The sequence below is a fragment of the Peptostreptococcus faecalis genome (assembly GCF_900240845.1).
Classification (GTDB): Bacteria; Bacillota; Clostridia; order Peptostreptococcales; family Peptostreptococcaceae; genus Peptostreptococcus; species Peptostreptococcus faecalis.
This window is the reverse complement of the sequence record NZ_OERU01000001.1, coordinates 1,089,442-1,101,258: the sequence shown is the minus strand read 5'-3', so window position 1 is coordinate 1,101,258 and position 11,817 is coordinate 1,089,442. Positions and strand designations below refer to the sequence as shown.

The 11,817-nt window shown below is 30.9% G+C and carries 12 protein-coding genes and 1 pseudogene; 12 read left to right on the top strand and 1 reads right to left on the bottom strand.

From position 1 onward, the window contains the following. Positions 1-14 precede the first annotated feature (14 nt). From C0982_RS05030 to nagB, 12 genes and pseudogenes are all read left to right on the top strand, one after another. Positions 15-473, top strand: a complete 459-nt coding sequence (locus tag C0982_RS05030; protein WP_101773122.1) for an NfeD family protein — start codon at positions 15-17, stop codon at positions 471-473. Between the two features lie 14 nt (positions 474-487). After that, positions 488-1,480 carry an SPFH domain-containing protein gene (locus C0982_RS05025; protein WP_101773121.1) on the top strand — a complete coding sequence of 331 codons (993 nt, stop codon included), beginning with the start codon at positions 488-490 and terminating at the stop codon, positions 1,478-1,480. A gap of 67 nt (positions 1,481-1,547) precedes the next feature. After that, positions 1,548-1,904 carry a DUF6483 family protein gene (locus tag C0982_RS05020; protein WP_101773120.1) on the top strand — a complete coding sequence of 119 codons (357 nt, stop codon included), beginning with the start codon at positions 1,548-1,550 and terminating at the stop codon, positions 1,902-1,904. 213 nt (positions 1,905-2,117) lie between these two features. Then, on the top strand, positions 2,118-3,620 hold the full coding sequence (locus C0982_RS05015) for a DUF1846 domain-containing protein (protein WP_101773119.1): 1,503 nt from the start codon (positions 2,118-2,120) through the stop codon (positions 3,618-3,620). Positions 3,621-3,811: 191 nt separating this feature from the next. Beyond that, positions 3,812-5,071 (top strand): annotated as a pseudogene (locus C0982_RS10940) (30S ribosomal protein S1). A gap of 91 nt (positions 5,072-5,162) precedes the next feature. Next, positions 5,163-6,539 (top strand): DUF3329 domain-containing protein, encoded by a 1,377-nt coding sequence (locus C0982_RS05005; protein ID WP_101773118.1) that lies wholly within the window; start codon positions 5,163-5,165, stop codon positions 6,537-6,539. 70 nt (positions 6,540-6,609) lie between these two features. Next, on the top strand, positions 6,610-7,107 hold the full coding sequence (gene ybaK / locus C0982_RS05000; protein WP_101773117.1) for a Cys-tRNA(Pro) deacylase: 498 nt from the start codon (positions 6,610-6,612) through the stop codon (positions 7,105-7,107). Beyond that, positions 7,108-7,947, top strand: a complete 840-nt coding sequence (locus C0982_RS04995; protein ID WP_101773116.1) for a fumarate hydratase — start codon at positions 7,108-7,110, stop codon at positions 7,945-7,947. A 9-nt stretch (positions 7,948-7,956) separates the two neighbouring features. Next, positions 7,957-8,493, top strand: coding sequence for a Fe-S-containing hydro-lyase (locus tag C0982_RS04990; RefSeq protein WP_101773115.1), 537 nt, complete (start codon positions 7,957-7,959; stop codon positions 8,491-8,493). A gap of 36 nt (positions 8,494-8,529) precedes the next feature. Beyond that, on the top strand, positions 8,530-9,714 hold the full coding sequence (locus C0982_RS04985; RefSeq protein WP_101773114.1) for an NAD(P)-dependent malic enzyme: 1,185 nt from the start codon (positions 8,530-8,532) through the stop codon (positions 9,712-9,714). 2 nt (positions 9,715-9,716) lie between these two features. Continuing rightward, positions 9,717-10,562, top strand: coding sequence for a CvfB family protein (locus C0982_RS04980; protein WP_101773113.1), 846 nt, complete (start codon positions 9,717-9,719; stop codon positions 10,560-10,562). Between the two features lie 47 nt (positions 10,563-10,609). Next, positions 10,610-11,359 carry a glucosamine-6-phosphate deaminase gene (gene nagB / locus C0982_RS04975; protein ID WP_101773112.1) on the top strand — a complete coding sequence of 250 codons (750 nt, stop codon included), beginning with the start codon at positions 10,610-10,612 and terminating at the stop codon, positions 11,357-11,359. A 53-nt stretch (positions 11,360-11,412) separates the two neighbouring features. On the opposite strand, the gene cdd is transcribed toward nagB, so the two are convergent. Next, positions 11,413-11,817 carry a cytidine deaminase gene (cdd, locus tag C0982_RS04970; RefSeq protein WP_180946861.1) on the bottom strand — a complete coding sequence of 135 codons (405 nt, stop codon included), beginning with the start codon at positions 11,815-11,817 and terminating at the stop codon, positions 11,413-11,415.

The window sequence follows — 11,817 nt, the reverse complement described above, 5'->3', positions numbered from 1 at the left end:
AGGAGGTAAATTATTTGTTAGGGTTAAGTGTTAAAATAATATGGATTCTTGTTGCAGTCGCTTTTGCAATAGCAGAACTTGCAACGCTGAGCCTAACTCTAATATGGTTTTCAATTGGTGCTGTTTGTGCATTAATAACCTCGTATTTTACTGAGAGTGTATTCATTCAAATACTAGTTTTTGCGATCGTTTCATTTATTTTACTATTCATAGCCACAAAAAAATTAATAAAAATGGATAGAGACAAAAATAATACGCATTGGGCGAGTATAGATACAAACTCAGACGCTTTTATCGGAAAAAAGGGGTATGTAATAAAGCCAATAACTCCTGAAAAAGCTGGTCTCGTAAAAGTGAAAGGTGAGGTTTGGACTGCGATTTCAGTATCTGATGAACAAACTATTGGGGTAGACGAAGAAATTATAGTAAGATCAATCGAAGGTGTAAAACTAGTGGTTGAAAAAAATAAATAAGGAGGAAATAATATATGCTTATAAAAAATATATTATTAGTATTAGTAATACTTATTGTAATTATTATTGCAGTAAGATGTATAAGAATTGTTAAACAAGCGAGAATGGGAGTAATCACAAGATTAGGTAAGTTCCATAAAGAAGCTAAAACAGGTATACACTTCTTACTTCCTTTTGTGGATTCTATGGCTTATATGATAGATTTGAGAGAAATTGTAATTGACTTTCCGCCACAGCCAGTAATTACAAAAGATAACGTAACTATGCAAATAGATACAGTAGTGTATTACAAAGTAACAGATCCTAAGAGCTATGTATTTGAAATAGCAAATCCGATATCTGCTATAGAGAATTTAACAGCTACTACTTTGAGAAACATAATAGGTGATTTAGACTTAGATGAAACTCTTACATCTAGAGATCTTATAAATGCTAAAATGAGAACTATACTTGATGAAGCAACAGATATATGGGGAATCAAAGTAAATAGAGTTGAACTTAAAAATATAATGCCTCCTAGAGATATACAAGCTGCCATGGAAAAGCAGATGAGAGCGGAAAGAGAAAGAAGAGAAGCTATACTTCAGGCAGAAGGAGAAAAGCAATCTGTAATATTAATTGCAGAAGGTGAGAAGCAGTCTGCAATACTAAAGGCCGAAGCTAAGAAAGAAACATTAATCAGAGAGGCTGAAGGGGATAAGCAATCAAAGATTTTACAGGCTGAAGGTGAGGCTGAAGCAATAAGAGATGTATATGCGGCAAAGGCTGAAGGTGAGGCTCAGATAATCAAGCAGACACAAGAAGCTACTGCACTAGGTCTAAAGATGGTATTTGCTGCTATGAAGGAATCTGATATAGATGATAACATGTTGGCACTTAAGTCAATGGAAGCACTAGAAAAATTAGGTGAAAAAGATTCAACTAAACTTGTATTACCATCTGATGCAGTTAATTTCCTAGGTACATTTAAAGGAATAAAAGAAGTACTTACAGATGAAAAGAAATAAAAAGCATTTTTAATGAACAACAAGTCCTCAGGTTAAGTCTGGGGACTTTTTATTTAAGGAGGTATGTATGGGACTCGTTGATAGAATGAAAAATGAAAATAGAGAACTTGTGTTTAAAGAACTTATGGGGAAGAAGTATAGCGATTTAGATGATTTCGATGTGTTATATTCTCCAGAAGAAGAAATTCTCTTGATTACTATTAAGAGATTAGTTTTGGAAGGAAATATAAACGAAGCAGAAGACACACTTTTTTCTAAGTTTGAAAAGGTGAAGAGTATAAATATGATGTTTATAGCAGGGGAGTTTTATTCAATGCTAATGAATTTTAGCGATGAAGAATTAAAGGAAAAAAAATTTTCAAAAGAAGAAATTTATTCAGGAATAAGTGATATTAAAGAAATTTTTGAAAGTGAAGCTAAATAGTATAGCTTTTGATAAAAAAACTAACTTGAAAAAAATATGTATAAATTGTATAATAAATACTTGATTAATTTCAAAAAAAAACACACAGCAAACAGGGCTGTATGTTAATGTAAAAATGAATTTGTAGTGGAATTACATTTTATTACATTATTTAGACTAAGTCAATACATTTTTTGAATTTTTCAAGATAATATAATGAATGGGAGAGAATATATGAAAATTGGTTTTGATCATGAAAAATATTTAGAAGAACAGTCCAAATTTATACTAGAGAGAGTGAATAACTTTGACAAATTGTATATTGAGTTTGGTGGTAAATTAATTTGGGATTTACATGCGAAGAGAGTTTTGCCCGGGTTTGATGAAAATGCTAAAATAAAGGTTTTAAATTGTATAAAAGACCAATTAGAAGTAGTAATATGTGTGTATGCGGGAGATATTGAGAAGAATAAAATAAGAGGTGATTTAGGCATTACTTATGATATTGAAGTCATGAGATTGATTGATGATCTGAGAGGTTATGACCTTGATATTAATTCTGTAGTAATAACAAGATATGAAGATCAACCAGCTGCATCAATTTTTGCAAACAAACTTGAAAGAAGAGGAATTAAAGTATATAAGCACAGAGCGACAAAAGGATACCCAACTGATATAAATACGATAGTCAGTGAAGAAGGTTTTGGTGCAAATGAGTATATAGAAACTACAAAGCCTATAGTGGTAATGACGGCACCGGGACCGAACAGTGGAAAGTTAGGAACTTGCTTAAGTCAGTTGTACCATGAGAGTAAGTCAGGGAAGTCAGTGGGATATTCGAAGTATGAGACATTCCCTGTTTGGAACTTACCTCTTAAACACCCAGTGAATATAGCATATGAAGCTGCTACTGTAGATTTAAAAGATATAAATATGATAGATTCTTTTCATTTAGAACATTATGGAGAAACGACTGTCAACTATAATAGAGATCTAGAGCTATTCCCGGTTTTGAAAAAAATAATAGAGAAAATAACAGGAAAAGCAAGTGTATTTAACTCTCCAACAGATATGGGGGTAAATAGAGTCGGATTTGGAATTATAGATGATGAAGTTGTCAAAGAAGCAGCAACTCAAGAAATTATAAGAAGATATTTCAAGACACTATGTGAATACAAAAAAGGAAATTTAGATAAAGAAGTCGTTTCTAGAATGAGATTAATTATGGAAGAGATGGGTCTTAAAGAAGAAGACAGATCAGTTGTAACTGTTGCTAGAAAATATCTAAAAGATAGTTATGATTTAAATGATAATATATCATCTCATGCAGTGGCATTAAAATTAGAGAATGAAGTAGCAATTACTGGGAAATTTTCAAATTTAATGAATGGTTCGGCAGCAGTTTTATTAAATGCAATAAAATATATGGCAGAGATTCAAGACGATATATTTTTGATTTCGCCTGTTGTATTAGAGCCTATTATTAATTTAAAAAAGAATATATTAAAAAGTAGAAATATAGCGTTAAATGCAGAAGAAGTTTTGATGGCTCTTAGCATAAGTGCAGCAACAAATCCAGTAGCACAATACGCTATGGAAAAACTACCACAGTTATCAGGATGCCAAGCACATTCAACTGTCATATTAAATAAGAGTGATGAACAGGTATTTAGAAACTTAGGGATAGATGTGACTTGCGATTCAGAGTATCAGTCATCAAACCTTTATGAGGGTTAAATATAAATTGTAATAACTAGTAAATAAAAATATGAAATATGCTTTTGATAAATAATTTATATTTTCATAGACAGGAAATGATTTAAAATAAAAAAGAAATTAAAAAATATGCGAATAATACTATTTAATATACCTTTGTATATGCTATAATAGTACATATGGATATTACGCGACGAAAGGATGTTATTATAATGGAAAACAATTTGACTATGCAAGAGCTACTTGAAATGCAAGAGCAAGAGCTAAGCAAGATTAATGTTGGTGAGGAAATTACAGGAAAGGTTGCACAAGTAAACCACGATGGTTTAGTTTTAAAACTAAGCATTGGTTTTGATGGAGTGATTCCTGCTTCTGAACTAAACCTAAAAAAGGGAGAGGACATAGCTGAACTTTATAAGATAGATCAAGATGTAACTGGTATAATTACTAATATTAGCTACAAAGACGCTACTATAAAGATTTCTAGACTGAAACTTGAACAGCAAATTGATTTAAAGGAAATAATTGAAGCTCTAGAAGAGCATAAAATAATAAATGTACATGCATATAAGGCTCTAGAAAGAGGTCTATATGTTAGATATAAGTCTTACACTATGTTCATGCCTATTTCACAAATTGATACAAAATTTGTAAAGGATACTAACGAATATGTAGGTCTTGACTTAGATTGCTATGTTAAGGAAGTTAACCCAAGAAAGAATAGAATAATAGTTTCTCATAGAGAAGTTGCTCAAGAAATACTTGATGAGGAAAGAAAAGAAAAAAGAGAAAAATTCAAAGCTGAAAGAGAAGCTGAAAGAGCAAAAATAAAGGCTGAAAGAGCTAAGATGAAAGCTGAAAAAGAAGCATTATTTGCATCTCTAGAAGCAGGAGAAAAAAGAACAGGAAAAGTTACAAATATTATGCCTTACGGTGCGTTCATCGATTTAGGTGGAATAGAAGGTCTTGCACATATTAACAGCCTTTCATGGACAAGAGTATAATCTGTAGAATCTGTACTAAGTGTTGGTGACGAAGTAGAAGTATTTATACAGAGTGTTGATCCAGAAACAAAAAGAATTGCGTTATCTTTAAAAGACCCAGATAAGGATCCTTGGAAGCTTATAGCAGATGAAGTACGTGTTGGATCTGTAGTTGAAGCAAAGGTATTGAGAATTATTGAAAAAGGAGCTTTTGTTCAGGTTAAAGAAGGTGTGGAAGCTTATTTACCTATTGGTGAATTGAGTGAAAATAGAGTGAACAAAGTTGAAGATGTTGTAAATATAGGCGATGTAGTAAAAGCTGCTATAATTAAATTCAATGCTGAAAATAAGAGAATGATGCTTTCAATAAAAGAACTTACAAGAGAACCAGAAGAAGATATTAGTAAATATATGTCTTTAGGTGATGATACTATTGGTAATATAGGGGATGTATTGAAAGAAAAAATTGAATCTTCAGAAGAAGAGTAATAAATATTTGATAATTTTAGTATAGAAGTTTTATTTAGAGGGTTGCTTATGCAACCCTCTTTTTAACAAAAAATCTAACGAGGGAATTAAAATGAATATAAAAAAAATTAAATTTAATTATCCTTTTATTTTTGTTATGTCAATAATATTTATGTGTATGTTAATTCTAAATGGATATACACCTTATGTAGCCGACGATTTTAGCTATTTGGTAGGTATAAATTTAGAAGAAATTTCAAATTTAATAGATATTATATATAATCAGTGGATACATTATTTTAGTGTGAATGGTAGGTCAGTTTCACATACGATAGGACAAATTCTTCTATTGCTAGATAAGGATTTAGTAAATATATTGAATTCATTTGCTTTTTGTATTTTTATATATTGTATTTATAGCTATACTAGATTTGATGATAAATATAATATTAGTGGACAAATTGTGCCTAAAAAAGGATTATTAGGATCTGATATAAATGGATCTATACTATCAATGCTCATTTTTCTATTGCTATGGTTTTTTACACCCGTTTTTGGGCAAAATTTTTTATGGGTAATAGGTTCGGCAAATTATATGTGGACATCAATAATAGTAATGGCAGTTTTGCTTAATTTTAGAAAAATATCTATATTTGGTGTAAACCCAAATAGAAGAGTATATATTATTATATTACTGGTATTTTCTTTTTTTTCTGGATGGACAAATGAAAATTCTGTACCAGCAATGATTTTTGTTGCAACATATTATATAATAAATATGTACAAGAAAAAAGCAGAAGGATTTATAGTAGCATTAGCTATGTATACTGGAGTAATACTTGGCTTTTTAGTGATGCTATCTGCCCCAGGGAACTTTATAAGATTGCAAATGTACAGCGGAAAATTTCAAGGTATTGAAAAATATATTGAAAGAATATTTGTGGTAGATGATAATTTTTATAGCTCTATAATAGTACTTTTTTTAATAGCTTTAATGATACTATTAGTAACGAGACTTTTATACTTTGACAAAGACTGGGAATCGGAAATATACTTTGCCGCTGGAATTATAGCCTATTTAGTAATGATGGTATCTCCAATTTTTCCTCAAAGAGCAATGATAAGTACAATATATTTATTTATAATATCTATTGTAATTAATTTATCATATATATATCGCTATAATGTTAAATTTGAAATTGTTATATCAATATTGGGAATAATAATACTAGGATATCAGTTTATAAGTACATATCCAGAAGCGATATTAGCTAATAAAGAATATCTTTCGACATATAATGCTAGGGAAATATTGATATTAGATAATAAGATGAGTTCTAATTTAGAGAATATAAAAATTCCAGAATTGCCAGCAAAAAATAAATACATGGCGGCATATGGTCTTGAAGATGCCAAAGACAATAGTGATGACTGGATTAATAAATCTATGTCACGATATTACGGAGTAGAGTCTATATCGTTAAGATAATAAATTTATTGAACTTTAATTTATACTTTATATTGCTTTTATAGGTATTAAAAGAAAGAGGCTGATTATAGTGACAAAATCCAAAATAAAAACTAATGTAATGAGAATTCTAGACAAAGAAAATATAAAATATAATTCGCACTCTTATTCTGTTGAAGGAAATAATGTAGACGGAGTTACAGCTGCGAAAAACATTGGTTTAGATGAAAAGATGGTTTATAAAACCTTAGTTACAAAAGCAAATATAGGTGAATTTTATATATATGTAATACCTGTAGCTCAAAGCTTAGACTTAAAAAAAGGCGCAAGAGCGGCTGGTGTAAAGAGCATTAATATGATTAATTTAAGTGATATAAATAAGGTGACAGGATATATAAGGGGAGGTTGCTCTCCTATAGGGATGAAAAAAAATTATAAAACATATATAGATACTTCCGCGATGAATATGGACTCTATCGTAGTGAGTGCAGGAAAAGTAGGGTTTCAAGTTCAACTTGATCCAAACGATATATTGCGATTATCTAATGGAGAATATGCTGATTTGATATCAGAGACGGTAGGTGATTAAGTGAAAACAATAAATTCAAAATTAATTGAAGATGTAGTGAGAGATATGTGTATTGATGGTTGTATCAACTTAAATGATGATGTGGTAAACAGCTTTAAAAAAAATAGAGATAATGAAGAAAATGAAGTTGCTAAGAATATATTAAATATTCTAATTGACAATGCGCAAATTGCAAAAAATTTAAATAAGCCACTATGTCAAGATACGGGAATGGCTGTATTTTTTGTAAAAATTGGTCAAGATGTTCATGTAAAAGGAGATACCATTACCGAAGCTATAAATAAAGGTGTAAGCAGAGGATACACAGATGGATATCTAAGAAAATCAGTTGTTAGTCCGATTGATAGAATAAACACTAAAGATAATACTCCAGCTGTAATACATTATGAGATGATTAAGGGTGATAATATTGAAATTGAGTATGCAGCGAAGGGATTCGGAAGTGAAAATATGAGTAAAATGAAAATGCTAAAACCTTCTGATGGTCTTGATGGCATCAAAGAATTTATACTGCAAACAGTCAAAGATGCAGGTCCAAATCCATGTCCTCCTATTATTGTAGGAGTAGGTATAGGAGGAACTGTAGACAAGTGTGCTCAAATATCTAAAAAAGCTCTTTTTAGAGAAGTCGGAGAACATAACCATGATGAGTTCATTAAAGAATTAGAGGAAGAGATGCTTACAAAAGTAAATGAATTGGGGATAGGACCACAAGGATTAGGTGGAAAAACAACTGCTCTTGCGGTTAATATCGAAACTTTTCCTACTCATATAGCAGGATTACCAGTAGTGGTAAATATTAACTGCCACTCTTCTAGACATAAAAAAATTATATTATAGGAGGCAAGCATGATTGAAATTAAAATGCCTATAGATGAAAAAACTATAAGAGAGCTTGAAGCTGGAGATATAGTATCTCTAAGTGGTGATTTGTATACGGCTAGAGATGCTGCTCACAAAAGAATTTGTAAAGCGTTAGAAAATGGAGATAAACCTCCATTTGAATTAGATGGACAGGGAATCTATTATGTAGGTCCTTCACCTGCAAAACCAGGGGAAGTAATTGGATCTGCTGGGCCGACAACTAGCTATAGAATGGATGATTTGACAATACCTTTGTTAAAAAAAGGTTTAAAAATAATGATAGGCAAAGGTAAGAGAGATGAAAAGGTAATAAATGCAATGAAAGAGTATGGAGCTGTGTACCTTGTTGCAATTGGTGGTGCAGGAGCATATATTTCAAATTCTATAAAATCAAGTGAAATAGTTGCATATGAAGACTTAGGTGCCGAAGCAGTGAGAAGAATAACTGTTGAGGATATGATACTTACAGTTTGCATTGATTCGAAGGGGAATAATCTATACGAAAAAAGTAATAATATATAAATTGAATTAAATTAAAAAAATTATTGGGAGTGAAATATGAATTACGCAGAAGAAGCATTAAAACTACATGAAGAGAAAAAAGGTAAAATTGAAGTAAATAGTAAGGTTAGTGTAAATAGCAGTGATGATTTAGCTATTGCATACACACCAGGGGTGGCAGAACCTTGTGTCAAAATAAGTGAAAATAAAGAAGATGTATATAAGTACACTTCAAAAGGAAATTTAGTAGCTGTTGTCAGCGACGGATCTGCAGTATTGGGGCTAGGTAATATAGGTGCAGAGGCATCATTACCTGTAATGGAAGGTAAGGCGATACTATTCAAAGAATTTGCAGGAGTGGATTCATTTCCAATATGCGTAGCATCTCAAGATGTTGAAGATATTGTAAATACTGTAAAGATGATTCAACCTGTTTTTGGAGGAATTAACCTAGAGGATATATCAGCTCCAAGATGTTTTGAAATTGAAAACAGATTAAAAAAAGAATTGGATATTCCAGTATTTCATGATGACCAACACGGAACTGCTATTATAGTTGCAGCTGGTATTATAAACGCACTAAAGTTAATTGAAAATAAAAACATTGAAGATTTAGAAATTGTAATAAACGGTGTTGGCTCAGCGGGTATTGCAATTTGTAAAATGTTATTGAATTTGAATGCAAAAAATGTTGTATTGTGTGGAAGAAAGGGAATTCTTCAAGAGGATACACCAAATATTAACTGGGCACAAAAAGAAATGCTAAAATACACAAATAAAAACAATGAAAAAGGATCTCTTGCGGATGCATTAAAGGGCAAGGATGTATTTATAGGTGTATCAGGTCCTAATATGCTTACTGGCGATATGATAAAGAATATGGCAGAAAAACCAGTAGTATTTGCACTAGCAAATCCAACTCCTGAAATAATGCCTTCTGAAGCAAAAGAGGCTGGAGTTTATATAATGGGAACTGGAAGAAGTGATTTTCCTAATCAGGTAAATAATGTTTTGGCGTTTCCAGGGGTATTTAAGGGAGCTCTTGAGTGTAGAGTTAGTGAAATAAATGAAGAAATGAAGGTTGCTGCTGCATATGCAATAGCTGACTTTATTCCAGAAGATAAGTTAAAAGTAGATTACATACTTCCTAGTGCATTTGAAAAAGGAATAGCAGAATCAGTTGCAGAGGCTGTAAAAAAAGCAGCTATAAAAACTGGTGTAAGTAGGATTAATGAGGTATAAAATTGATAGAATTAGGAAAAATAAACAGACTAAAAGTTCTTAGAAAAAAGGACTATGGATATTATTTGGATGGCAAAACATCGGATGCAAAAGATGATATATTGTTACCAAATAAAAATATAATCAATACAGATTTAGTAGAGATTGACAAAGAGATAGAAGTATTTATTTACAGAGATTCACAAAAAAGATTAGTTGCAACACAAAAAAAACCACATGCATACGTAGGCGATGTGGCAGCTTTGAAAGTATGTGATAACACTGAAATAGGAAGTTTCGTAGATATAGGTCTTGAAAGAGATGTATTGATACCTTTTAGAGAAATAAAATATAAATTGTTTGAAGATGAAAAATATCCATTTTATGTATATGTTGATAAAACAGGAAGAATTGCTGCAACTACAGATATTGAACCACATTTGAGTTTAGACAGTGGCTTAAAAGTAGGAGATACTTGCAATGGTTATGTATATGGATTTCAAACTAATGAAACAGCACTAGTTTGTATAGAACCAAACTTCTCTGGGATAATATTAAGAGAAGAAAATTACTCTACTTTAAAAGAAGGCGATTATCTTAAAGATATGAGAGTAATAAGGATATATGAAGATGGAAAAGTAGGTCTTTCCACTAGAGCTGAAAGAAAAGAAGAGTTAGATTCAATTGAAGAACAAATAATAAGTTACATGCAAGGTAATGATGGATATATGAGATTTAATGATAAGTCCGATCCAGAAGATTTAAGAGTAGTATTTAATACCAGTAAGAAAAACTTTAAAAGAGCTCTTGGAGGCTTAATGAAAAAAAATATGGTCACACAAGATGAAAAAGGAACTTGGCTTTTATAAAATATTAAATAATATTTAAAATAAATTTATAAGGAGATGCTGTTCAAATGAAGATATACGTGTGTGAAAATTATGATAGAATGAGTGAAGTTGCAGCAAATTACGTCGCAGCTCAAATAACATTAAAACCAAACTCAATATTAGGATTGGCAACTGGATCTACACCAGAGGGATTATACAGACAACTTGTAGAAAAGTATAATAAAAAAGAAATAGATTTTAACGATATTATAAGTTTTAATCTTGATGAGTATTTAGATTTACCTAAGGAAGATGTGAATAGTTATTACACTTTTATGCATGAAAATTTATTTAATCATGTAAATATAAAAGAAGAAAACATAAATATTCCAGAGGGCAATGTAGATGATATTGAATCATATGCTATGAAATATGATAATAAAATAGACTCTTCGGGTGGTATTGATTTACAAGTACTTGGTATAGGTAACAACGCTCATATTGGGTTTAATGAACCAAGTGATACTTTTTCAAGATATACTGAAGTAGTGAACTTGACACCTGAAACAATTGAAGCTAACGCAAGATTTTTTGATAATGAGGATGACGTTCCTAAAAAAGCGATAAGTATGGGAATAGGAACTATTATGAAGTCAAAAAAAATAGTCTTAATTGCATCTGGAGAAGAAAAAGCACAAGCTGTAAATGACATGATAAATGGAAGAATAGATCCTAAGGTGCCAGCTTCTATTTTACAACTTCATGAAGATGTATTAGTAGTTTTAGATGAAGCAGCAGCTAAAAAAATTGATAAAAAGCTATACAAAAAAATTTAAGTAACAGATGATAATTATTGAAATATATAAAAGCTTGCCTTTAAGGCAAGCTTTTATATATTTTTTGATTTGAAAGAATCGGGTAAAAGTTCATCTATGTATGTTATTTTAGATTCTTTTCCATTTGATAAAATTATAGGTGTATTATGAGGTAAGAGTTCTGATAGAACTTGCCTACAAGCACCACAAGGAGTAGTGATAATATCGTCATTAGTGACTACTGCAATTGCTGAAATATCCTCTTTTTTGTATCCGTTAGAATATGCGGAAAAAATTGCATTTCTTTCGGCACAAACCGTTAAGCCGAAAGAAATATTTTCTATATTTGTACCAAGAAAGTATTTATTGCTTTTTGTTTGTATGCATGCTCCTACTTTAAACTTTGAGTAAGGAGAGTAAGAGTTATTTAGAGCAGTAAAAGCGTTATTAACTAATGGTTTAAATGAAGAAATGTCCAT

Coding starts and splice junctions, on each gene's coding strand:
- C0982_RS04990 (WP_101773115.1), top strand. CDS start 7,957: ATGATTGAAATTAAAATGCCTATAGATGAAAAAACTATAAGAGAGCTT.
- cdd (WP_180946861.1), bottom strand. CDS start 11,817: ATGGACATTTCTTCATTTAAACCATTAGTTAATAACGCTTTTACTGCT.
- C0982_RS05020 (WP_101773120.1), top strand. CDS start 1,548: ATGGGACTCGTTGATAGAATGAAAAATGAAAATAGAGAACTTGTGTTT.
- C0982_RS05025 (WP_101773121.1), top strand. CDS start 488: ATGCTTATAAAAAATATATTATTAGTATTAGTAATACTTATTGTAATT.
- C0982_RS05005 (WP_101773118.1), top strand. CDS start 5,163: ATGAATATAAAAAAAATTAAATTTAATTATCCTTTTATTTTTGTTATG.
- C0982_RS05015 (WP_101773119.1), top strand. CDS start 2,118: ATGAAAATTGGTTTTGATCATGAAAAATATTTAGAAGAACAGTCCAAA.
- nagB (WP_101773112.1), top strand. CDS start 10,610: ATGAAGATATACGTGTGTGAAAATTATGATAGAATGAGTGAAGTTGCA.
- C0982_RS04985 (WP_101773114.1), top strand. CDS start 8,530: ATGAATTACGCAGAAGAAGCATTAAAACTACATGAAGAGAAAAAAGGT.